Below are 24493 nucleotides of genomic sequence, written 5' to 3'. Positions count from 1 at the left end.
TGAGAGTTGGCATTTACGCTTCTGAGCTGCTGGGTTCTGGCTTAGCCTTACTTTTCAGTGAGCGTCTAAAATTCTGCCAGAGCATGACGCTGCCGGTGATCAGCATCCACAACAACCCCAAGCCGTTGAGCAAGACATAAATCGGTTCTAGGGTCGGGCCTAGATACTCTCCTTCGTGCAAAGTCATCAAGAAATGCACTTGATCGCGAGACAGGCCAAACCAGTCCTTAGACAGACGATAAACCACCCCGGTAGCTACCGTGACCAATAGCGGCAGTAAAACAATCGGTGCCACCGTGCGATGCAACCGGCGAATTAAGAGGACGAGTTTCATGGCTGAGAATGGTGGGTGACAATTAATTTAGGGCTACGCGCTTAAATAAGCTCCCAGAACATCAAAGCAACTGTACAGGTTTGGCAGTGCCAAAGTATCTGTTTAGCGGAGTTTGAGCTCCCCCGCTGTCGCTGCCCCCTTGGCAAGGGGGCTCAGAATATCCCGGCTCGAAGTCCCCCTTGTTTTAGCGCAGCCATGCCCACAGGGCTTTAAGGGGATTTAGGGGGAACAGTAGCAGCCTGACGCTAAACAGATACGTGCCAAACCCCAACAATCAGGGATGCTATTTGCTAGCAACTCCCTTAGCGGTCAGCAACAGCTCAAGCGCGGCTCTGCTTGTTGCCTGTTTTACCATCGGCAGCGACGGCATTCTTGCAACGAGAGCGGTGCGCCAGAATTATTGACGGACTTTTCATAATCTTCTCATTTTTGAAGATAAGATATTGTGACAGTGATTGCAGACATCTGGTGCGATAACTCTCAATGATGGAAGACGTTGGCCTCAAGGTATGGGTTTTAGCCCCGGGTCATTGGCAATACCTACTTATTAATGCTGCGATCGGGATTGGCATTGCTGCAGATGCTGTGATTGCCACGATTGGCCGCTTTAAGCGGTTTGAAACTGTCCGTGATGCGCTTACTTGGGCGGCGGCGATCGGGTTTACCCACACCGTATTTCCGATGATTGGTCTGATTGGCTTGTGGTACGCCGCCAGTTCCTTTCCATCCCTCAAGGCGGGCATTTATGGGGCCGGTTTTCTCGCGATGGTGTGGTTCATCAACGATGTAGTGCGCGACATTGCCGGACTTGATAATGACGATGATGACGACGAGATCGATGACAATGATTTCTTCTACCAATTTTTAGCTAAACACTCGCGGTTTTGGGCGGCGGTTTGGGCGGTATCGATCGATGCGTTGGTGACCGGCCCTGGCAAAACGGCGGCGACAGCTCAGTGGAGCCAAGCGCAAGTGTTGGGCAGCTTTCCCCTGGTTGGATTGGTGGTGTTTGGCTTGGTGATGTTGAGTGCTTGGCCGGCGATCATTCTGCGGCGGTATTGGCAAGACCAAAAATTTGATAACCCGCGAGGGCTGGCTCGTTTTACCGCCGTGGGCTCTTGGGTCGAACTCAGCATTTTCATGTATTTTGCTTACTTGGCTATTTCAGAAATGATTTTGGCCTTGGGGGTAGAACCGATCATGAGCGAATTTTTAATTGCGGGGGCATTTACGGTCGCCACCACCGCCCTGTTATTGGCCGCTCTCGGCGATCGCGTCTGGGCGACTCAGCTCCAAGAAGCTACAGACTTGCTACAGTCTTGACTGCCACGGCATTCTGACAGATGCCATTCAGCAAGCTATTCTCAGAGAGACTCTAATCGGGATTGATTTATGAGTGATTTGCTCTGGCAGCAATCGGCGATCGCGGCTGCTTTACAAGATCACCAGCTGGCTTGCGGCGTCGTGCTTCATCCCGTTACCCACAACTGGCAGACCTGGTTTTCCCTTTACGGCACCGACATCACCTGCATTTTTGCCAGCAAAAACTATGAGTTAGCCCGCGCCGTGCAGCAGATGTTTCTCGCCAAGCTCCGCGCCGGAGAATTAATGGATAGCGATCGGGCTAAAGCCTTCATCTCTGGGCTGCAACACTACGAGGAGAGTGAACTAATCGATCCCCTACCGCAACACAGCATCGAGGGGGTGTTGAAAGCTCTCGCGGGACAAATTTCATGCCCAGCGCCTGACCACGATGCCGATCAGAGCGAGGTGGATGAAGGTTTCTGAGGTTCTCTGGCAAGTACTCTTACCCAAACTTCGGCATTGCATCAACCGCTGAGGTGCCTAGAGGTCCCCCATATTTGGTTAGCGACAAAAGAGGGCTGGGATACGCTTGACTCATCATGAGCTTTCTCAGGGTTCGGTAAAGCATGACTCGCCCCCCTGACTGACAACGATTATCTCGTCAATCAGGGGGGCAAATTTCCTGCGCGGCGTCAGTCGTTGACTACAGAGACTGTTCCAGTTCCGCGATCGCGAGCGTCGTCTTCACCACTACATCGGGGTTCAGGCTGATGGAGTCGATGCCCTGCTCGACCAAAAAGCGAGCGAACTCGGGATAGTCGCTGGGGGCTTGACCGCAAATCCCAATCTTGCGGCCTTTCGCTTTCGCCGTAGCGATCGCTTTGGCCACCATGCGTTGGACGGCGTGATTGCGTTCGTCAAACAGGTGAGCTACTAAAGCAGAGTCACGATCTAATCCGAGGGTTAACTGGGTCAGATCATTGGAGCCGATGGAAAAACCGTCAAAGACTTCGGCAAATTCTTCCGCCATCATGACGTTGCTGGGCAGTTCGCACATCACGTAGATTTGCAACTCGTTTTCGCCCTGCACCAAACCATGTTGGGCCATTTCGGCAATGACCCGGCGACCTTCGTCCGGCGTCCGGCAGAAGGGAATCATCAAAATGACGTTAGTCAACCCCATGTCCTCACGCACCCGCTTGAGAGCCTGACATTCCAGCGCAAAGCCTTCGCGGTAGCGATCGTCGTAATAGCGAGAAGCGCCCCGCCAACCGATCATCGGGTTTTCTTCATCCGGTTCAAAGGCAGCGCCGCCGAGCAGGTGGGCATACTCATTGCTCTTGAAATCGGACATGCGGACAATAACTGGCTTAGGATAGAAGGCGGCCGCGATCGTGCCAATGCCTTGGGCCAGCTTATCCACAAAGTATTGGGGCTTGTCATCGTATTGCTCCGTCAGGCGAGCAATCTTGCGCTTCGCCGAACTGTCGGTCAACACCTCAAAGTTGATCAGCGCCATGGGATGCACTTTGATGTGATTTGCGATGATAAATTCCATCCTCGCCAAGCCGACCCCCGCGTTGGGTAACGCCGAAACGCTGAAGGCGATTTCGGGGTTGCCGACATTCATCATGATCTGGGTGCGCGGCGTCGGGCAATCATCCAGCGTGGTCTCTTCGACCGTAAAGGGCAATTCCCCTTCGTAAACTTGGCCCTCTTCGCCCTCCGCACAGGAAACGGTAATGGCCTGCTCGGTATGGATCACCGCTGTGGCATCGCCGCAACCCACGATCGCCGGAATGCCCAACTCCCGCGCAATAATTGCTGCGTGGCAGGTGCGTCCCCCCTGGTCAGTGACGATCGCCGCCGCCTGTTTCATGATCGGCTCCCAATCCGGGTCGGTCTTAACGGTGACGAGTACTTCTCCCGGCTGAAACTGTTCAATATCGTCCACATCTAAAATGACACAGGCATTGCCGCTGCCAACCATCGCCCCCACTGCCCGCCCCCTCGTCAACACTTGGGCATCAGCGGTTTTCTCGAGCTGATAGGTTTTCAGCACATTGCCCTGCCGTTGCGACTGCACGGTTTCGGGTCGCGCCTGCACAATAAACAGTTCCCCCGACTGGCCATCTTTGGCCCACTCAATATCCATGGGCGAATAGACGCCGCGCAGCTCGCTGTAGTGATCTTCAATGTCACAGGCCCACTGGGCGAGTTGCAACACATCAAAGTCAGAAATGGCGTAGCGATTGCGTTCCCAACGGGGGACTTGAATGTTTTTGACCAATTTGGTGCCGCCGGTGTTGTAAACCATGCGCAGGGCTTTGCTGCCCATGCGTTTGCTCAAAATGGGCTGATGCCCGGTTTTGAGGGTGGGCTTGAAGACGCGATATTCGTCAGGGTTGACGGTACCCTGCACCACGTTTTCGCCCAAGCCGTAGGCGGCGGTCACCAGCACGGCATTTTTGAAACCGGTCTCGGTATCGATGGAAAACATGACGCCGGAAGTGGCCAGATCAGACCGCACCATCTTTTGCACACAGACCGAAAGGGCGACCTCAAAGTGGTCGAAGCCCTTGGTCTGACGGTAGGAAATGGCGCGATCGGTGAACAGCGACGCAAAGCACTTCTTGCAAGACTCAATCACTTCCGACTCGCTGTGGACGTTGAGGTAGGTTTCTTGCTGTCCGGCAAAGCTGGCGTCGGGCAGGTCTTCGGCAGTGGCGCTGGAGCGGACGGCCACGTCGGTATCTGCCCCGTAGCGATTGCACATCTCTCGATAGGCGTCACGAATCGCCACCTCTAACTCGGGAGGAAAGGGCGCATGGAGGATCAGCGATCGCGCCTGCCTGCCTCGTTCCTGCAAGTTCGGCACATTCGTCACGTCCAGGTCAGCAAAGAGCGATCGCAGCTTTTCATCCAGCTCATTGAACTGAATGAACTGACGATAGGCGTGGGCCGTAGTGGCAAAGCCCGACGGCACATTGATGCCCTTCGGCACTAGCTGCTGAATCATTTCGCCCAAAGAGGCATTTTTGCCGCCCACAATCGGCACATCCCCTAGCCGAATTTGATCGAGCCACAATACGAGATCTTGAGCCTTTTCAACTGTTGTAGAAATCATTTACTAACTCCTGTCTGAAATACTTAATGCTACCCAAGCAACAACCCCAGCAAAATTGCAAACCGCTTATCAACTTAGATGGGACTAACGGCTCCAAGCCAAAGTCCAGCAACACCACTTATCTAATAGCTTGAGAAGATTCAGCAGACGGTCACGAAGGCAGCTATTCAAAAATTACTCGCTTCAAAGTGAGCAATCAATCATCTTCATGACAAAAACTAAACTGGGATCAGTTCTGCCTCGCTATTCATCAGTGAGTCCTCATGCAACCTGCAGGCTAATTTAATCTTTCGCCTGGTCAAAATTTTCTCTTCAAAAAATATTCAAATTTTGTGAGTCAACCGTATATTTTTATCGTAAGAAAATCGCGATCGCTTGCCGATAAAATCCAACAAATCTTTGCTGAAATGATTAATTTCAATAAACTACTTTCAGGGCCGGGGTTTCTCTGCGGAATGAAAATAAATCATGCTTAAGCATCTGTTGATCCCCTGGACTGGGGCAAGGCTTAATTTTGTATTGCGGATGATGGGCGGGTGTGAGAGCAGCTCTCCCCCTTCCGATGAATCGGTGAATTTATGAACTTCTTTATGCTGGGCAACTGGTCCCGATAGCGGTTGGTCAAAGTCTGCTGCAGCCTGCGATCGCTCCAAAAAGTCGGAAAAGGTCCGTCTTGTGCTTATTCGTACTCAGTAATCAGTAATTCTCGCTATGGTCAGTGAAGTTGGGGGTAGGCTTTAGGGCTAAGGGACGGGAGCTTGCAAGTGTTCTGCTCTGCCCCCCTACATGCCTTCCCCTCTCCCGTCGGCTAGATTAGACCAAAGCTCAGGAAGCCTAAAATGAGCGCAGACAAGGTTCTAGAGCAGGCAGATGCGCTGGTGTTTCGTGCCACTGGCAAACATTTGAATGACCTGCAACGCAAAATTTTGCAAGCTGTTTGGCGGCGTCAGACCTATGGCGAAATTGCCCAGCGATTGCGCTATACCGAAGGGCATGTCAAAGATGTAGCGTCGCAGCTTTGGCAGGCATTATCGCAAGCGCTCGATGAGCGGGTGACGAAAAGCAACAGCTTAGCTGTACTTGAGCGGTATTTGCAAAAAGCCAGGGTCAAGCTGATTCAGCCGCTGCCCGAGCCGCTAATGGCGGAGGCCCAGAGTTTTATCGGGCGCGAAACGGCGATCGCCCATCTCGATCAACTCGTCGCCCAGGGCCATCGAGCGATCGTGCTGCAAGGTGAAGGGGGTGTTGGCAAAACCACGCTGGCCCAGCAATATCTCGAACATCACGCCTTTGATGTGGTCTTAGAACTGTTGATGGCCAAGGAAACCTCCAATATTACCCCAGCAGAACAGGTCGTAGAAGAATGGCTGCGACAGGATTTTCAAGTTGAGCCAGGTCAGGACTTTGGCGTCACGCTAGATCGGCTCAAGCGACAACTGCGCGAGCAACGGGTCGGCCTGCTCATCGATAACCTTGAACCGGCATTAGATGCTCAGGGGCGGTTTTGGCCGCAATATGCGCGCTACGGCGATCTGATGCGGGTGTTGTGTGACCCCAAAGGCCAAACCGTAACGCTGCTGACCAGCCGCGATCGCCTTTGCGAACCGGGCGTCTCGGTTCATCATTACCGCCTACCCGGCCTCAGTCGGGAAACCTGGCAGCAGTTCTTTACCCAGGGAGCGATCGCGGTTAACTCATCAACTCTGGCAGTCATGCACCGGGCCTATGGGGGCAACGCCAAAGCGATGAATATTATGCGGGGGGCGATCGCGGGCGATTTTGACGGCGATGGGGAGGCCTATTGGCAAGAAGTGGGCACCGACCCGCTCATGGCATTGGACTTAAAAAATCTGGTCACGAGTCAGGTCAATCGCCTCAAAGACTTGGATGCCGATGCGTATCAGCTGTTTTGCCGGTTGGGCGCGTTTCGCTATCAGGATGTGCCCCGGGTGCCGACGGATGGCTTGCTGGCGCTCTTATGGGACGTTGATCCTAGTCGGCATCGCCAGGTGATCACCTCCCTGCGCAACCGATCGCTGCTGGAAAGCCACAAGGGCTGTTATTGGCTCCATCCCGTGGTGCAAGCCGAAGCTCTGGAACGATTGCGCCAGAGTTCTGATTGGCCCAAAAGCCACACCCGAGCGATTCAGTTTTGGACGGAGCAAGTCACCACTCTCACCTCAACCGGGGAAGCCATACAGGCGTTGGAGGCGTACTACCATGCGCTGGCGATCGCTGATTACTCAACGGCAGCCGACGTCCTGCTCAAAAGTCGCCACAATCAGTGGGGACAGCACCTGACCTTGGGCAGCACGCTGTATCGCATGGGGCTGCTGCAACCGTTGATGGCGGCAATTCCTTCCTTGTTGCCCCAACTGCCCGACGACCAGCGCTCTAGCGAACTGCGCAATATCTTGGCTGATGTTTACTGGATTACGGGCAAAATTCATGCCGCGATCTCCATGCAAAAGCAGGCGCAAGCGATCGCCCGCCAGGGACTGGAAGCGACTGAAAAAAATCCTGCCGACCCGCACAGTCTTTACTGCTGGCGGATGCTCGAAGTTGATGCCCTGCTGAGTCTGGGCCTCTATCACCTCGACCTGTGGGAATTAACCGACGCGGCCCAATTCTTTCAAGCGGTTATCACGGCGGCGCAAGGAACCGCCCACCAAAGCTGGGCCGACAAAGCCCAGTTATGTCTGGCCTTAGTGGCCTCCCATAGCCTGCACGATGAGCGCATTGACCTGTCGCCCATCTGTGCTGACCAGTCACCTCGCGCCCTGGCCCATACCCTGGCCGAGCAAGCCTATCGGGAAATTGCCAACACCGATTGCCCCGAATACACCGGGCGGTTTGCCTTCTTCATTCAGCTGCTAGCCCAGACCTATACGAATTTGGGTGACGCTGAACGGGCGACGGAATTATCCGAGCGGGCGATCGCCTTTGCCGAAGAAAGCCACTACATTCAAGTCAAGGCCAGAGCACTGGTGGGCTGGGGACAACTCCTGCGCCAACAAGGCGACATTGACCGTGCCATCCAAAACCTCACTACGGCCCTAGAACTATTCGAAGATTTAGGGGCTCAAAGTGATCTCGCTGAGGCTCATTGGCAGCTTGGCTTGACTCACCAAGCTCAGGCTAATCAGCTTGCCGCGCAAACTCAGGTTGCTGCCGCCGTGCAAATTTTTGAAGCCATCCAAGCGCCGCGCCAAGTCGCTAAGGTTCAAGCTGCTTTGCTCGGCTAGATGGACTATAAAAGTACCCCAAAATAGCCTTTACGGGCAATGTTCCTGGGGCAGTCACTAGCGCACAGTCAAGATACCTTAGCCTTCCATGATTTTGGGGACTTTGATGAAGTCGTCTTCGCGGTCTGGGGCATTGCTGAGCAAGCTCTCGCGATCGCCAAACGTTTCTAACTGGTCAGGTCGGTGAATGTTACTCACCTCAATAGCGCGAGTGGTCGGCGGCACGTCAGCCGTATCCAACTCATTCAACTGCTCTACATATTCCAAAATACTGTTGAGCTGCGTGGTGAACTGCGCTTCTTCTCCCGCTTCTAGCTCCAGCCGAGCCAGGTGAGCCACTTTGCGGACTTGTTCGAGATCAATCATGAGTAGAGGGGGTTGATGGGTATGAGGGGGGATGGGGAGTGGGCATTGGGCAATGGGTGGGAGGGCAAGTTAAGGATGTCGTGACGACAGCCGTTAAACTGCCAGCCCCGCAGTTCTCCTGCGCCCCTGCCCGAGAGAATTGCTAATTGTCAAACCTAAAAGAATGTATCGACCTTCATCCGGCCTGTATTCTTCAACCAGTTCTGGGCTTCAATGTAGTTGTTGGGCGCAATGCGAATGGCCTCCATCCAGTAGGTGGCCGCTTGGTCAAACAACTCGCTGGCTACTTGGTCATCCCCAGCGGCTTCGGCCTTTTCGCCCTTGTAGTGATAAATCACCGCCATATTATTCAGCGCTTGGCACAGGCGAGGATTCAGCTCCAAAGCTTCTTCGTAGCGCGCTAAAGCCGTTTCATGTTCACCATTACTCGCATGAATGAGCCCCATGTTGTAAAGCACAAAGCTCTTATCGTAGGGATCTTCCTCTAGTTTCAGCGCTTCCTCGTAGTTTTCCATCGCCTCGGCATATTCACCGTCGGCCTGAGCCGACATCCCATCCCGATAGTAGGCAAAGGCTTCCTTCGCGCTTTGCTTGGTGGGCAGCATTTTTAAGATCATGTCGGCCATGACCGTAAACGTCTTATCAATAAAGTTGTCGTTGCGCTGGCTTCTGGGCATAACGAGCGGTAAGTATCAGTGAACGAGTTTCTAACTACTTTAGCGCTCACTGGGGCGATCGCTGCTATCCCGATGCGATCGAATCCTGAGACTCTAGTTGCTGATGCAAAAACCACACCAGATCACCCACCGTTTCCAGCAAAGATTCGTCAAATTCTTCTGAAATGTCGATGTGAAACGTTTCGTAAAAATCGCAGCAGAGTTGATTGGGCCAATCGAACCAGCACACCAAGGGCAACTGGAGATCTTCGATGAGGCGATCGCCGGGCCGAATTTGGCTCACTTCCAGTCCGGAATATACCGGCAACTGCGCGTATATGAAAGCAAACAAGCGGTTCGATACCTCGCCATCAGCGACATTTGAAAACAATGACGACCAGTCTTCCAGAGTCAGCGAGGGACGGCGACTCAGTTGAACGTTGATGCGACGACGAAGGCCTGCATCCGGACTCAAATCCCGATAAGTCCGTAAACTCCGAAAGTAGTTGATCGCAGATTGCCACATGAAATGTACTGCCTGGCGGCTGTCTGCCTAAAGTGTTCCCAGGAAACATCTCAGGACTCTATTGCCTTAATGAATTGAGTATTTATACGTCCCTCATCGACTCATTCGCTCCCACTCCCCCAAACACCGCTGGTCAGCGATGATAGAGATAATCGGTTTGGTAATCTGACAACCGAATCTCTGGGAGATGACATCACATGGCAGTTCGGGTCAATCAATTTGCAGCGTGGAAGCAGCAAGGTCAAACAGTCGCCGTGCTGACCGCCTGGGATTATATGTCGGGGCAAATGGCCGACCAAGCGGGGGCTGACATGGTGTTGGTGGGCGACTCTTTAGCCATGGTGGCGCTGGGGTATGACAACACCTTGCCTTTGACCCTGGATGAAATGGTGCATCACGCTAAAGCGGTGCGACGCGGCGTCAAGAACGCTCTATTGGCGGTTGATTTACCGTTTTTGAGTTTCCAAATTGCTGAGGCTGAGGCGATGCAGGCAGCCGGTCGCCTACTCAAAGAGGCAGGTGCCCAAGCCATCAAACTAGAGGGGGGCTATCCGCGCATGGCGGCCACTATTCAACGGCTGGTTGAGGCTGGGATTCCTGTCGTGGGGCACGTGGGGTTGACGCCGCAATCAGTCAATCAGGTGGGAGGCTTTCAGAAGCAGGGCAAGTCACCAGAAGCGGCCGATCGCATTTTGCAAGAGGCGATCGCGATTGAAAAAGCTGGAGCCTTTGCCATTGTGCTGGAGCACATCCCCGCCAAACTCGCGAGAACCATTACCGAAACGCTGAACATTACCACCATTGGCATTGGGGCCGGACAATTCTGCGATGCCCAGGTGCTCGTGACGGCAGACGTGCTCGGCCTTTCTGACTGGCAGCCGCCCTTTGCCAAACGCTATGCTAATCTGCGCGACCAAGGTATTCAGGCCGCCAGAGCGTTTTGCGACGAGGTGCGATCGCGCCAGTTTCCCTGATTGCAGTAGGGCCAGAGGCTGTGCCTAAGCCTGCAAAAGGGTGGTCACCGCTTGCCGGATAAAGGCTTCATCTTCGGGATTTTGGTAAGGATGCCCAGCGCGATGTCCCCAAATTGAGGGAATGGGGGTGTACGTTGCCCTCGCAATCATCTGGGCTTCAGCAGCGCAATCATCGGGGGTGAAATACAGATCTGTGGTCGCGGGCATCACTAACGTGTGGGCCTGAATCGTGCTGAGCGCTTTAGCGTAATCGCCCTGAAAAGTTGGTGTGTTCCCCACATCGCAGCGCAGCCAGGTGTCAATCATGGCGATGAGATTGTGGGGGTCGCGTTTGCGATAATTCGCTTCCCAGCCCCGCAGTAAATAATCTTCCAACGATTCATAACCGAACTGGAGATAGGGCTGCTCGCGATAGTAAGCCTGGGATGCGGCCCAACTGGCGTAGATGCGGGCATAGGCTGGATAGCCGCGATCGGGGATTGCCGTGAAGCGATGTCCATTCCAGGCGGGGTCAGCGGTCAGCGCCGATCGCAAACTCCATAAAAAGATTTTGTTGTGATCTGTCGTTTTGGCGGTGCCGCACAGGGCCGCAATGCGTTCGACGCGGTCAGGATAATGGCTGCCCCAGTAATAGGCTTGCTGCGCCCCCATCGACCAACCGTAAACCAGCGCTAATCGGTCAATGCCGAAAACCTCGCGCAACATCTGCTCCTGAGCGCGAATGTTGTCGTAGTGGGTGAACCAGAATCCGTCTTCGGCCAAGCCGCAGTGCTCATCGTTGCTCGGCGAGGTGGAAAGGCCGTTGCCCAACTGATTGGGAATGACGATGAAATAGCGCGTGGGGTCGAGAATGCGATCGCGGCCAATCAGCCAGTCAATATCGTGATGCTGCGCCCCGTATGAGGTGGGGTACAAAATCACATTGCGGCGATCGCGGCTCAGTTCCCCATAGGTTTGGTAAACCAGTCGCACTTCCGGCAGGGTCACCCCACACTGCAACTCAAAGTCCGGAATGACAAAGGTTTGAGCATCAGAGGTCATGTCCCCGACGGCCCCAATTGGCTAACGACTGAGCGATTGACATAAAGGTAGCCCGGCTCCACATTGGCGAAGTGGGGGGATAACGCTGCATGCGCCGCAGGCAAGCGGTGGAAGGGAATCGACGGATACAAATGGTGTTCAGCGTGGAAGGGCATGTTCCACATCATGAGTTTTAGGGGCCACAGAGTCAGCGTGGTGCGAGTATTGGTCAACGGGTCATCGCCATCCGGGCAGCCGGTATGCTCCGCAATGAGGATAAACCGCAAGATTGGTTGCCCCACCGCCAATGGCAGCACCCAGTACAGCAAAAACCACGGTTGGTGAAAACCAATGGAAAGGGCGATCGCGGCGCCGTAGACACTCAGCTGCAACCAGGTTGACCGCTGCACTTCTCGATAGGCCGTTTCTGGAACGTAGGGCATGCCCTCAAAATTGCCGCGCGCAATCCGCCAGTGCCCTTGAATTTTGCCCAACCACCAGGGAATGCCACTCATCACCCACAAATACTCAGTCCAGTTAGAGGGAATCAGATCTTCCAGCTCGGGATCTTTGCCCGGCACCTTGGTGAAGCGATGGTGCCACTTGTGATAACGCCGATAAAACGTGCTGTTGTAGCCCGACAGTACCCCGGCAATCCACCCGACGACATCGTTGACGCGATTGCTGGCAAAGGCAGAGCGATGGACGCATTCATGCACGGCGGCAAACATGGATGCCAAGCTGAACCCATAAATGACCAAAGCTGGGAGGGCGATCGCCCAATGGCCTCGCTGTGTCGCCCAAATTGCAGCACTTACGCCCATTACGGCAAGATGGGCGGCCAATTGTCCAAAGCCCCGCCAGTTCGATCGCTCGTTCAACTGTTTCAATTCGTCTGCCGATAACAATTGCCGCGGATCGGTGTTAATCTCCTGTGCCGTCATGCCGAGCCATCCCCTCCTGAAGCCGTTCATCTACAACCAACACAATCACTGATCATAGAAGCTGTCAGCGCTTTTCAGGTGTAGTTTCAACTACGGTTCAGAAAATGATGAGCCGCTGGCTGGCCGCGCTATTCGCCCCAAAACTGCTCGATGCGTTCGACGGTGTCTAGGCTAGCCAAGTTGATCAGCACGTCACGATAGTTGGGTTGGTGGGTTTCGCCGATCGCCAGCACTTCCATGGCTTCACATCCCACTCGCCCTGGTGACTGTAAATAGATCATCAACGTGGGATCGATCGCTTGTAGCGTCTCCAGGGTTTGGCGATCATTGGGAGCACAAAATTCATAACTGAGCGATCGCTTCCCATCCTCAGGACCATACAGACCCCATTCATCTAACTGGTCAAGGTCAAATCCAATTTTTTGCAGGGCATCCTCAAGGCTCGGATCCGCCGCCGCCGAGTACGACAGAGCCAGCGTACTGATTGTCAATGTGGCCGCGATCGCAGTTAGTCGTCGCATCATTCAAGACCTCAACCTCGGCCTTCATCATATCGACTGCCCCCTGAGCCCGATCCTAGGGCAAGGACCAGATTGGCAACTGACCGTCGTCTTAGCGGCTGATACTTAGCGGCTGATAAAGCATTGGCAATTGTTGCGGCCAGCTTGCTTAGCCGCATACAGCGCTTGGTCAGCCTGGCGAATCAGCACATTCGGCTTTTGCTCAGCGGTGGGAATGATGGCGCTCACGCCCAGGCTGGCGGTCACCACTTGCTCCACGTCAGAGGCGCTATGGGGAATTTGGAGGGCGCGAATCGCCTCACAAATTCGTCGGGCGATGGTGAAGGCCCCTTTCAACGGCGTGTTAGAGAGCACAACGGCAAACTCTTCCCCCCCGTAGCGAGCGACTAAATCAGACGATCGCTGTACGACGTCCACAGCGGCGCGGGCGACCTCATACAAACACTGATCACCCCGTTGATGTCCGTAGGTGTCGTTAAAGCGCTTGAAATAATCGAGGTCAAACAAAATCAAAGAAATCGGTTCTTGCTGCCGGTGCGATCGCTGCCATTCTCGTGCCAAATGCTGGTCGAGGCGGCGGCGATTGGCCAATGTCGTGAGCGAGTCAGTAAAAGACAACTTCGCTAAGCGCTCATTGGCCATACGCAGTTCGGCTTCAATGCGTTTGCGATCGGTAATGTCACGAATCATGACCAACACCTCACTCTCGCTGACCGGCACAATGCGCACCTCTTCTTGCTGCAAGATCTCCCCTACTTTGGTGCGTTGCTCATAGACCTGCATTTGCCCAGTAGCCAGTGCTTGTTGGGTCGCCTCCATTTTGCGCTGTACGTGTGCCAGCAGCGTATCGGTTGTGGCCAAGTCCCAAAGATTTTGACCGACTCGGCTTTCCACATGGTCTAGCAGGTCGGCAAAGTCATGACCTGCCATATAATCCAAAATCACGCCATCCTGCCGCATGTGAAACATCAGGTCAGGCATAGATTTGAGGATTGCCTGCTTTTGCGCTTCGCTCTTCTGCAAAGCGATTTCTGCTTGTTTCCGCTCATTGATATTTTGAACGATCAACAAGGCTTCATCTTCGTTGATTGGCGTGATTCTGACTTCCTCATGCTGCCAACCTGAAGCTGTCGGCACCGTTTGTTCATAAACCACCATTTGTCCGCTGTCTAACACTTGCCGCACGGCTTCCATTTGATGATTGATGTGGTCACGATAAAAATCATTGTGGGCAAACTCAAAAATATTGCGCCCCTCAATGTCATCCACCCCTTTGAGCAAATCACCCGTGTTTTCAGTTCTGAAATAACCGAGGAAAGTGCCATCTCGATGCAAACGCATCATTAAATCAGGGATAGCTGACAGAATTGCCTGCTTTTCTTGTTCACTCTGTTTCAATGCCAATTCGGCAGTTTTGCGATCAGTAATATCGCGCACGATAAACAACACTTCATCCGCCCCTTGGGGCACGATGCGCACTTCTTCATGTTGCGTCCGGTTATTGACAAATAGGGTTTGTTCAAAAACTTGTAGCTGTCCCGTGACGATCGCCTGCTCGATGTAGTGCAGTTGTTGCTGAGCGATCGCAGCGGGGACATTCTCGGTAATATGCCGTCCAGTTGGATCATACCCCGCTGGCAGGCAGTCTAGCTTTGCGTTGGAATGCACATACCCTAACCAATAGCCCTCACGATTGACGCGAAACATCAAGTCAGGCAGAGCCGCAATGATGCGGTGGTGTTGGCTGGCAAGGTTTTCATGGGCCTGCTCAGCAGTCTTGCGATCGCTGATATCGCGCACAATCAGCAACACCTCATTGTTGCCACAGGGCACAACTCGGACTTCCTCGTACTGCTGTTTGCCATTGATGGGCACAACCTGTTCAGCCGTCTGAATCAGTCCTGTCGCCAACGCTTGACGAATCAGTTCTAGCTGTTGTTGGGCCACCAACGGCGGCAGATAATCCGTAATGTGATGTCCACAAATATCTAAGTCGTGCGGCACAACATCAACGGTGGGATTGGTGCGAACGTGACTGAGGTAGTAGCCCTGGTGATCAGCCCGCACAATGAGATCAGGAATAGCTCGTAAAATCGCCGCCAGAGGTGCAGCCGGATTGAGCCCCTCACGGTTGACGTTATCGCGGTCGCTGTCGGTCCACAGCAGCCCATGCCAGCAGACTGAGCCATCTTGGCGCGATTCGGCTTGGGCTCGTGTTTTGAGCCAACGCACCTGGCCATCGGGGGCGACGCTGCGCCATTCATACACCAACATCGATTGTGATCGGATACTCTGAATGGCCTGGCGTCGCAGGGCCTGGCGATCGCTGACCGTCATTTGGCTAAAGACAACGCGAGCCGGATCTTGACCAAGTTCTTGCTGACTTGTGCCAAAGATTGATGCCGCCTGCTGATTCAGAAATTCACAGGTCATCGACCGATCAGGGCCAACTCGCAGGGAATACAGCCCCCCCGGCACTGCTTCAGCAAACCGCTGCCATTTCAGATGATCATGCAATTCTTTCTCACGCCATTGTCGAATGAGAATTTCGTGTTCTAAAGCCGTAGTTTGATGTTGAATTTGTGCTCCGAGTAGGGTAGCAGACTTAGCGACCATCGTTGCACATTGCACTTGGGCCGTGATGTCTTGATAAACGGCGATCGCCCCCACAATGCGATCGCTATCTTGTTGCAAAGGATAGGCTTGAGAATGCAAAATTAAGTAGCGATCATCGCGCATCACGACAATATCTTCGACCGTCGTCGCATTCCCCTGTAAGGCCTGAAAACTAGGCAGGCAATCAGTTGCATAGGGGTGTTGGGTATTGAGTTGCCGAAAGCCGCAGATGTTTACCAGGTTAGTGATCCCAAGATGTTGAAGGGAGCGATTTTCCAGTCCCAAAAGGTCTTTGGCAGCTTGGTTTAAATATGCGATCGCCCCTGCCGCATCGTGCATCACCACACCAATTGGGAAAGCCTCAAACAGGTTATTTTCTCCAGATGCCAGGGCATCAACGAGCACTTGCATCGTTGCTAGAGTTGATTTTGGTAAGGTGCCCATGGACGTTGCGTGTGGCGAAGAACAGGAGAAAACTGGAGATGAGATAAATAATATGTTCCATTAACGAAACCGTTCTTATATCAGTCTACTTCAGTGATCCAGGTCACCAGAGGGCGAATATACGCAAAAATGTCAATCGATTGAAACTTCCCGATATCTTCACAAACCCTTGTGTTGATTAGGTCTTGGCAGTTAGTCGCCAGCCTCGAACTTGATACGGTTGGATAATCCTTAAGCAGTAAAGATACCTGGTAATTAACCGAAACACTAGCTGTTGCCAACTTGATCGTTAGCGAATAGATGCTGTTTTCTCGACGCCTCACGGCTGATTGCTGATTGCTTTAGCCTGGTCGGTTAATGCCCTGCAAGTGGTAGAAAAACGGCAAGATTTTCCACCATAAACTAAACTACAAATACTAGAACTGTCGTTGCCATTTGGTTTAGACGCGCAACATAAAATGTTAGGGTCCTAGACCGATGAAACGCTTTTTACCGTTCGCTCCAATGCATCGCGATCGCTAAAGCAGCCAATCATCGGGTCATGTTTCAAAACGGCTTGCTCAATGTTAATAGTTTGCAGGCTAGACCCTCTGCTATCGCAAGCCGCAATCAGGTCAGGTCATACTCGGCGACTGCACTGCCTGTGGTGCAAGCGTTTCGTAAACCCTACATCTTGGACCTTTCGACCCTCTGCTAGACACAAATCTGTGGGGCGAGTTGTCAAAACTCGCCCCACAGACTGACTCGTTTGTTCTCAAGTCTTTAGGCTACCACTAATTGAAATCGCGACAGCTTAAACAAGCTGGTGTCATGGGGCGTGCTGCCATCCACCGCGAGATCAGCCAGCATTTTGCCCATGAGCGTGGTGAATTTGAAGCCATGACCTGAGAAGCCTGCCCCAATGACCACTTGGGGATAGTCGGGATGCTGATCGACCACAAAATCTTTGTCGGGCGTCAACGTGTAGAGGCAGCGGCGGGTAGAAATGAGTGGCCCAGCGGCCTCAGGAATGTACTGCCTGGCCCAGTCGCGAATTCGCTCCGTCCAGACCTGGCTGGGGGTATAGTCCACTTCACTGGGTTTCTCAACGGTGTTCCAGCCGTAAAAAGTGGTGATTTTGAAGCCAATGCTGGGGTCTTCATGGGGAATCCCATAGGGCATTTCGCCGTATTCACCGTTCATGTGGGCAAAGAAGACGGGAAACTTGCCCGGTTCAAACAGGCTGGGATTTTTGGGCTGATAGAAACCGAGTTGGCAAGGCATGATTTTGAGTGGCAAGTCGATACCCTGTGCCGCTAAGACCCCCTTAGCCCAACTGCCCACGGTCAACACGATGCGATCGCACGTATAAGTTTCACTCGCCGTTTGTACCGTCACCCCAGCATTAGAGGGCGTGATGCTCAGTACCGGAGTTTGGTCAATCACGGTCGCGCCACGGGCTTGGGCGAGGCGTACGTGAGCCAAAACGCAGCGCGAGGTCTTGAGCAAACCCGCATCGGGATTGAATAAGCCCTCCATGCCGTCATCTAAGGCAAATTGAGGATAGCGCTGAGCAATTTCCGCTTGATTGAGACGCTCATAGTCCAGATTCGCTTCATCCAGGCTAGTCTTCATGCGCTGCCAGGTATCCTCGGTGGGCAAGCCAAAGTCTAAGCCGCCAGTTTTAATGTAGAGTTGTTCATCAGCTTCATCTTGCAGTGCAAACCAGAGCGGGTAAGCATCGCGCATCAAGTTGACATAGATGGGATTGTCATAGGTGTAGCGAATGACGCGGGAATAGCCGTAGGAACTGCCATTCTGGTGATCGAGCTCAAACTGCTCTAGCAGCAATACTTTTTGCCCGGCTTTAGCTAGGTAGTAAGCGGCGGCACTGCCGACTCCACCCGCCCCAACGACGATCGCATCAAAATGCTGTGCCATCTCAAACCACGCTCCTAGTAGAAAAGTTGTTGCGATAGAGTCTGCTAAGGCTGGCTGTCAGGTGAAAAAAGCGAATCCAGGACTCATCGAAATCTTCGGACTTAACCCATGGGTAATGACAAACTCACGCCAATAAAGTGACGTCTGACCCTAAAGGTTCCGAGGCACAATCCCTAGATCAACTGCACCTCGGAAATCGCCATCTCCAAACTGCTAGCGAACAGCCGCGCTTTCGGCAGCTTCAGCAGCCTCAGATTTTTGCAAGGCATTTTTCACATGAATGACATCATGCTCGTAGCTGAGACCTTTGTAGATGCTGAAGCACATCACTAGCAGAATCACCGCAAAGGGCAACCCCGCACTAATGGCCGCCGTTTGCAGAGCAGATAAACCACCCCCCAGCAACAATGCAGCGGCCACAACCCCCTCAATCACCGCCCAAAAAACCCGCTGAGGCACCGGCGACTCCAACTTGCCACCCGAGGTGAGACTGTCGACCACTAGCGAGCCTGAGTCGGAGGAGGTGACGAAAAATACGACCACCAGGATGATGCCAACAAAAGAGGTAATCCCGGTTAAGGGCAGCTGTTGCAGCATCACGAATAGCGCCGTAGCCACATTTTCAGAAACCGCTGAACTGATGATGCCAGTCGCGCCTTCGGTTAGTTCGAGGCTCAAGGCCGTGCCACCAAATGCCGACATCCACAAGAAAGTCAGGGCGGTTGGTAGCAGCAGCACACCGAGGATGAATTCGCGGACGGTGCGGCCCCGAGAGATGCGCGCAATAAAGATGCCCACAAACGGCGACCAGGAAACCCACCAACCCCAGTAAAACACTGTCCAACCGTTCTGCCAGCCGTTATCGTTAAACGTTTCCGTCCAGAAGCTCATGGTCGGCAGGGAGGCTAGATAATAGCCAGTCGTCTGCACAAAGGTGTTGAGGATAAAGATGGTTGGCCCTACTAACACAACAAACGTCAATAGCAGCGCTGCCAAAACCATGTTCAACTCACTCAGGCGACGGACCCCATTGCCCAAGCCAGACACGACTGAAGCTGTGGCAAAACCCGTAATGATGAAAATCAGCGCCACTTGAACGGGGGTACTGATCTCTAAGCCAAACAAAAAGTTGAAGCCAGCATTGGCTTGCTGAACGCCGAAACCCAGGGACGTTGCCAGACCGAACAGCGTTGAGGCCACGGCAAGGATATCGATGACGTTGCCCTGCCAGCCGTAAATCTTTTCACCCAGGAGTGGATAAAAGACGGAACGGATCGTTAAGGGAAGGCCCCAATTAAAGGCAAAAAAGGCGAGGGACAGCCCGACCAAAGCGTAGATACCCCAAGCATGGAGGCCCCAATGGAAGAAAGTAATCCCCATGGCCTGTCGAGCCGCATCAGCGGTGTTGGGCTCGATCGCGCCCACAACGACTGGCGGGTCTTGAAAGTGATAAATCGGCTCTGCAACGCTCCAAAACATGAGGCCGGTGCCCATACCCGCGCTGATGAGCATAGAAATCCAGGCGAAGGTCGGAAACTCCGGTTTGGCATCGGGGCCCCCAAGCCGGACCTTGCCTAACTTGGTGAAGGCAAGGATGAAGGTGAACAGCAAGAATGCCGTTACAGCCAAAATCATGAACCAGCCTAAAGCCCCAGAAATGAAACTCTGGACTGCCCCAAATGCTGTCTCTGCCGGTTCTTGAAACAGCAGCGTAAACACGACGAAGAGCAAAATTAGCCCACCTGAAACCAGGAAGACCTCAGGGTGAAAGTCAAACCCTTTGGCGGTGAAATTGCGATCGCCAGGACGGCGAGTGAGGTGGCGTGTGGGGGCATGATCTGGCATCACAAAGGGATGCTCATCATGCCTCCTATGACCATTACTTGGAGTCGTCATAACACTATTCAGTTCTCAACACATCAATTAACAGCAAGACCTGCGATCGCCATCAACTGCTTGAACCTGCAAAACTTCGCAGGCGTCAAATCCAGCCTCGAACAATGGCGATGCCTCGTAACGGCGCGACTCCTAACTGCCAATCATTGCTGTACGTGACTACCATTCCTTAGACAATGCAAGCTTGTCAAGCCAGTACAGTCTGCCGTTACAGGGATGTAACAACAGATATAAAGATGAAAGCCAGTCATCCTAAAAAGTCATTAAGTCACTCTTTCCAAAGCAACTTACAACCAGGCAAGCCACGCCTAACAAACTCTATCTGAAGCAAAACTAGAGTTTACAGCCAGAGAAAACTGTCTTTGGCGATACAGTTGTCACTACAAGTCTTGGATTGAACACGGAGTGCCTGGGCAATATGCCCACAACAGCTCCAAACCCTTGCCAAAAGGGAATATTTCAGGATTCCCTGAGGAGATCATTTGTCAGCGACTCATAAGAAAATAAATTTAGAATTGTAAGACAGAAAACATTATTGCTTTTTTGAGGGCATTATCTTCCTTTCTTAAGTCTTGTTATGACAAGTTTTCTGATCTTGTGATGACAAGTGAAATGATTGGTTTTTGTTTTGGCTCGACATTGGCATGTTCGAGCTGTTTTTATAGGTCGTTTTTGCAGAACTTGTACCCAGGCACAGCCATCGAGGCAAAATATGACGCAGGAAAATATTGCAGTTTATCCCCCTGATTTGACTCTGATTGAGTGTCCTGAGCCCACTCAGGAATCAAATGATGTGGAAGTGATCCACTTAGATGATTATCGCCAGACGGGTTTGCCTGCCGCCGCGTATACCAGTGCCCACTATTTGCAGCGAGAGCGCGAGACTGTGTTCAGTCACTATTGGGTCTTTGTGGGGTTGGCTTCAGATGTGCCTAATCCTGGGGATGTGCTGCCTGCGGAAGTGGCAGGGATGCCGATCGCCTTGGTGCGCGATCGCGCGGGCACGCTCCGTGCCTTTCACAACATTTGTAGCCATCGGGGCTTGCAGTTGGTGAATGCCCCATGCAATGTGCAGGGCAATCTTCGCTGTCCGTATCACTCTTGGACTTACAAGCTAGATGGCCAATTGAAAAGCACCCCCCACTTTGGGGGTTACTACCAGGACAGTTACGACGGCTTTGACCGCACGGCCAAAGGGCTCAAGCCGATTCGCTGTGAGCAATGGCTCGATTTAGTATTTGTGAATATTGCGGGGGATGCGCCTCCGCTGGAGGAATATTTGCAGCCGGTGATCGAGCGCTGGGCCACCTATGACCTCCAGCAGTTACGCCGCGAGCCTCGCGAGGTCGGTCTGACCTGCAAAGCCAATTGGAAGCTCGCGATCGAAAACTTTTCTGAAAGCTATCACCTGACCTGGGTGCATCCAGCGCTGAACAGTTGCTCACGCATGGAAGATCATTTTCGCTTTGAGGTGGGCGACATCCATGTGGGTCAGGGCAGTCTGCTATACAAGAGCGGCGTGATCGAGGGGCGATCGCTCCCCACCTTCGCCAACTTAGAAGCACACCATAAAGACACCGTCGCCGAATATGTCACCGTCTTTCCCAACCTGATGCTGGGCGTCCACCCCGACTATTTCCTGGTGTTTTCGGTGAATCCCCTCAGTCATGACACCACCCGAGAGCGCATGAGCTTTTATTTTGTCGGTGATGCGGCAATGACGCCGGAAAATCAGGCGCTGCGCCACCTGCCCATCGACCTTTGGCAAGACACCAACGACGAAGACATTGAGATGATCGAGCGCCTGCAGCAGGGTCGCTACTCCCCCCGCTTTGATGGCGGCTGTTTTTCCCCAGAGTTAGAGCAAGCGGTCTATCGCTTTCAGCAAATGGTCGCTCAGGCGATCGGCGAATAATCGCCAGCATTGATCGCACCCATCCGAAACATCCTGTAGGGGCGAGGCATGGTCGCCAATACGTTTTGGGTATGTACGATGAGCGATTCCGACCATGCCTCGCCCCTACCGATCGGGGGTGGGGTGAAGCGATATCCCCCCACTCTGCCACCCATCCTCCCTCCTACCCACCCATACCCCGGAGACTGCCATGAAATCCCACGCCACCCTCGTCGTTATCGGTGCTGGCATCGTTGGCTGTAGCACCACCTACCACCTCGCCAAACAAGGCTGGAAAAATATCGTCGTCGTCGAACAAGGCCCTCTCTTTGCCACGGGCGGCTCTACCTCCCACGCCCCTGGTCTGGTCTTCCAAACCAACGCCTCCAAGACCATGACCAAGCTGGCCCAGTACACCGTCGAACTGTACAGCCAACTCAGCACCGATGAAGGCCCTGCCTTTTATCCCGTCGGTGGCATCGAAGTCGCCTACACCGAAGAGCGCATGGCAGAACTCAAGCGGAAGCTAGGCTGGGCCAAAGCCTGGGGCGTTGACGACGCGATGCTGCTCACGCCGGAGGAAGTCAAAGCCAAGGTTCCCCTGATCGACGCCACCAAAATCCTCGGGGCCTACTACGTGCCCTCTGACGGCATTGCCAAAGCCCTGCGCGCCTCTGAAGCCCTAGCCAATGATGCGATCGCAGCAGGCGCAGCGGACTTTTACGGCAACACCACGGTGATAGATATTGAGGTGGTTAATGGACAGGTCAAGGCTGTCGTCACCGACCAAGGCCGCATCGAAACCGACAAAGTGCTGGTCTGTGCGGGCATTTGGGGACCACGCATTGGCCGCATGGTGGGTGAAGTCATCCCCCTCACTCCGGTGCAGCACCAGTATGTCAAAACCGCGCCGATTCCTGAACTGGCGGGGGAAACCGAGGAAGTCAACTTCCCCATGGTGCGTCATCAGGATCACGCCATTTACTTCCGCCAGCATGGTGATTGCTGGGGCATCGGCTCCTACCAACACGAACCGCTGTTGGTCGATCCAGACAACATTCTGCCCTACGCCGAAGCGCCTGTCATGCCCTCAGTCAACCCCTTTACTGAAGAGCACTTCGGCCCGGCTTGGGAGTCCACCACCGAACTCTTCCCCGCCCTTAAGGGGGCTGAACTGACCTACAAAATCAACGGTATGTTCTCCTTCACGCCGGACAGCGGTTCCGTCATTGGGGAATCTACCCAAGCGAAAGGCTTTTGGGTCGCGGAGGCGGTGTGGGTCACCCACGGGGGCGGCGTGGGCAAAATCGTCGCGGAACTCATGACCACGGGCGTGCCCAGCCTCGACATTCACGAGATGGATATTCACCGCTTCCCCGAAGTATGCAAGAGTAGCGACTTCATCACCCGCGCCGGAGCCCAGCAGTACGACGAGGTCTACGACATCATTCACCCGCTGGATCAGCAACTCCACTCGCGGGAATTACGGGTCAGCCCGTTTCACCCCCGTTTGCAGGAACTCGGTGCCCAGTTCATCTTTAGTGCCGGGTGGGAGCGACCTCAGTGGTTCAAGTCCAACATTGCCTTGCTGGAAGCGTACGACGTGCCGCCGCGCCATGGCTGGGAAGCGAAGCACTGGTCGCCCATTCAAGGCGCTGAGCATTTAGCAACGCGGGAAAAGGTGGCAATGTACGACCTCACGCCCTTCGCCAAATTTGAAGTGACGGGGCCGGGGGTCGTAGCTTATCTGCAATCCCTCTGCGCCAACGATGTCGATAAGCCCATCGGCAAAGTCATCTACACCGCCATGCTGGACGAGAACGGCGGCATCATGTGTGACCTGACGGTGAGCCGTCTGGGCGAGGAGAAATACTGGGTCGTCACGGGCGGTTCCGTTCACGGGCATGACCTGGCGTGGATGCAGGCGCATTTGCCTACCGACGGTTCAGTGCGCATCATCGATGTGTCGTCGAGCTACTGCTGTGTGGGCCTTTGGGGGCCAAAAGCGCCAGCAGTGTTGCAAGCGGTGACGCAAACGGACGTGTCGAAGCCGCAGTTCAAGTTCTTCACCAACCAGCAGCTCCGCATCGGCAACATTCCGGTGCTGGCCTCGCGGGTGTCCTACGTTGGTGAAGAAGGCTGGGAAATTTATGCGCCAACGGAGTGTGGGCTGAAGCTGTGGGATACCCTCTGGGCCGCCGGGCAGGAGCACGGCATCATTGCGGCGGGGCTGGCCGCCTTCGAAACGCTGCGATTGGAGAAGGGGTTCCTGTTGTGGGGCACCGACATCCACACCGAGTACGACCCTTACGAAGCGGGATTGGGTTTTGCGGTGAAACCGAACAAGGGGGATTTCATCGGGAAAGAAGCCTTGCTGCAACGGAAGGAATACGCCAGCCGCAAGCTGTGCTTCCTGACGCTAGATGATCCGACAGCGGTGGTGATGGGCAAGGAGCCCGCGATCGCCGATGGCAAGGTGCTGGGCTATGCCAACAGCGCGGGCTACGGCTACAGTTTGGGGCGCTGTGTGGTGTACGCCTATTTGCCGTTGGGATATGCCCAACCCGGCACAAAGGTTTCGGTGGAGTATTTCGGTCAATCTTTCGCCGCCACGGTGGTGGACAAGCTGTTGTAAGCACCGAGAGGGGACGCACCCTTTTGAAGGGTGCGTCCCCCTGGGCTGGATTGTGCTGCACTCGATTTTG

At 53.8% G+C, this 24493-nt stretch carries 17 protein-coding genes; 6 read left to right on the top strand and 11 right to left on the bottom strand.

Annotation, left to right across the window (positions count from 1 at the left end):
• Positions 1 to 13 precede the first annotated feature (13 nt).
• On the bottom strand, positions 14 to 334 hold the full coding sequence (locus DYY88_RS08650) for a hypothetical protein (protein ID WP_039728458.1): 321 nt from the start codon (positions 332 to 334) through the stop codon (positions 14 to 16).
• Positions 335 to 817: 483 nt separating this feature from the next.
• Between DYY88_RS08650 and DYY88_RS08645 the strand changes: the two genes are divergently transcribed.
• Both DYY88_RS08645 and DYY88_RS08640 read left to right on the top strand, forming a co-directional pair.
• The gene (locus DYY88_RS08645) at positions 818 to 1657 is read left to right on the top strand and encodes a hypothetical protein (protein ID WP_130199374.1); all 840 of its coding nucleotides are present in this window, start codon (positions 818 to 820) and stop codon (positions 1655 to 1657) included.
• A 69-nt stretch (positions 1658 to 1726) separates the two neighbouring features.
• Entirely contained in the window at positions 1727 to 2122 is a 396-nt protein-coding gene (locus DYY88_RS08640; RefSeq protein ID WP_039728460.1) for a hypothetical protein, read from the top strand.
• 220 nt (positions 2123 to 2342) lie between these two features.
• On the opposite strand, the gene ppsA is transcribed toward DYY88_RS08640, so the two are convergent.
• A complete protein-coding gene (gene ppsA, locus DYY88_RS08635) occupies positions 2343 to 4766 on the bottom strand; it encodes a phosphoenolpyruvate synthase (RefSeq protein WP_039728461.1) in 2424 nt (807 codons plus the stop codon).
• Positions 4767 to 5605: 839 nt separating this feature from the next.
• On the opposite strand from ppsA, the gene DYY88_RS08630 reads away from it, so the two are divergent.
• Positions 5606 to 8011 (top strand): helix-turn-helix domain-containing protein, encoded by a 2406-nt coding sequence (locus DYY88_RS08630; RefSeq protein WP_039728462.1) that lies wholly within the window; start codon positions 5606 to 5608, stop codon positions 8009 to 8011.
• 78 nt (positions 8012 to 8089) lie between these two features.
• Here DYY88_RS08630 and gatC read toward each other — a convergent pair whose 3' ends face one another.
• The 3 genes from gatC to DYY88_RS08615 all read right to left on the bottom strand — a co-directional run bounded on the left by gatC (position 8090) and on the right by DYY88_RS08615 (position 9559).
• Complete coding sequence (gene gatC, locus DYY88_RS08625; RefSeq protein ID WP_039728463.1) at positions 8090 to 8377, bottom strand: Asp-tRNA(Asn)/Glu-tRNA(Gln) amidotransferase subunit GatC; 288 nt, start codon at positions 8375 to 8377, stop codon at positions 8090 to 8092.
• Positions 8378 to 8532: 155 nt separating this feature from the next.
• Positions 8533 to 9054 carry a photosystem I assembly protein Ycf3 gene (locus DYY88_RS08620; protein ID WP_039728465.1) on the bottom strand — a complete coding sequence of 174 codons (522 nt, stop codon included), beginning with the start codon at positions 9052 to 9054 and terminating at the stop codon, positions 8533 to 8535.
• A 64-nt stretch (positions 9055 to 9118) separates the two neighbouring features.
• Entirely contained in the window at positions 9119 to 9559 is a 441-nt protein-coding gene (locus DYY88_RS08615; protein ID WP_039728467.1) for a hypothetical protein, read from the bottom strand.
• A gap of 197 nt (positions 9560 to 9756) precedes the next feature.
• Here DYY88_RS08615 and panB point away from each other — a divergent pair, with 197 nt between their 5' ends.
• On the top strand, positions 9757 to 10533 hold the full coding sequence (gene panB, locus DYY88_RS08610; protein WP_039728468.1) for a 3-methyl-2-oxobutanoate hydroxymethyltransferase: 777 nt from the start codon (positions 9757 to 9759) through the stop codon (positions 10531 to 10533).
• Positions 10534 to 10557: 24 nt separating this feature from the next.
• Here panB and DYY88_RS08605 read toward each other — a convergent pair whose 3' ends face one another.
• The 6 genes from DYY88_RS08605 to DYY88_RS08580 form a co-directional block, all read right to left on the bottom strand.
• The gene (locus DYY88_RS08605; protein ID WP_039728469.1) at positions 10558 to 11574 is read right to left on the bottom strand and encodes an alpha/beta fold hydrolase; all 1017 of its coding nucleotides are present in this window, start codon (positions 11572 to 11574) and stop codon (positions 10558 to 10560) included.
• Positions 11571 to 12497, bottom strand: coding sequence for a fatty acid desaturase (locus DYY88_RS08600; RefSeq protein WP_039728470.1), 927 nt, complete (start codon positions 12495 to 12497; stop codon positions 11571 to 11573). Before DYY88_RS08600 ends, DYY88_RS08605 begins: the two co-directional genes overlap by 4 nt.
• A 128-nt stretch (positions 12498 to 12625) precedes the next feature.
• On the bottom strand, positions 12626 to 13021 hold the full coding sequence (locus tag DYY88_RS08595) for a hypothetical protein (protein WP_044151353.1): 396 nt from the start codon (positions 13019 to 13021) through the stop codon (positions 12626 to 12628).
• A gap of 102 nt (positions 13022 to 13123) precedes the next feature.
• The gene (locus DYY88_RS08590; protein ID WP_084607137.1) at positions 13124 to 16078 is read right to left on the bottom strand and encodes a diguanylate cyclase domain-containing protein; all 2955 of its coding nucleotides are present in this window, start codon (positions 16076 to 16078) and stop codon (positions 13124 to 13126) included.
• Positions 16079 to 16840: 762 nt separating this feature from the next.
• The gene (solA, locus tag DYY88_RS08585; protein ID WP_039728472.1) at positions 16841 to 17998 is read right to left on the bottom strand and encodes an N-methyl-L-tryptophan oxidase; all 1158 of its coding nucleotides are present in this window, start codon (positions 17996 to 17998) and stop codon (positions 16841 to 16843) included.
• A 213-nt stretch (positions 17999 to 18211) separates the two neighbouring features.
• A complete protein-coding gene (locus DYY88_RS08580) occupies positions 18212 to 19894 on the bottom strand; it encodes a BCCT family transporter (protein ID WP_236146383.1) in 1683 nt (560 codons plus the stop codon).
• Between the two features lie 712 nt (positions 19895 to 20606).
• Here DYY88_RS08580 and DYY88_RS08575 point away from each other — a divergent pair.
• Together DYY88_RS08575 and DYY88_RS08570 are read left to right on the top strand one after the other, a co-directional pair.
• Complete coding sequence (locus DYY88_RS08575) at positions 20607 to 21809, top strand: aromatic ring-hydroxylating oxygenase subunit alpha (RefSeq protein WP_052288570.1); 1203 nt, start codon at positions 20607 to 20609, stop codon at positions 21807 to 21809.
• Positions 21810 to 21999: 190 nt separating this feature from the next.
• Positions 22000 to 24423 carry a GcvT family protein gene (locus tag DYY88_RS08570; protein ID WP_039728474.1) on the top strand — a complete coding sequence of 808 codons (2424 nt, stop codon included), beginning with the start codon at positions 22000 to 22002 and terminating at the stop codon, positions 24421 to 24423.
• The last annotated feature ends 70 nt before the right edge of the window (positions 24424 to 24493 follow it).

Origin of the sequence: Leptolyngbya iicbica LK (genome assembly GCF_004212215.1) — a bacterium.
Classification (GTDB): domain Bacteria; phylum Cyanobacteriota; class Cyanobacteriia; order Phormidesmidales; family Phormidesmidaceae; genus Halomicronema; species Halomicronema iicbica.
The sequence above is the reverse complement of the archived record's forward strand: the minus strand, read 5'-3'. Positions and strand labels throughout refer to the sequence as shown.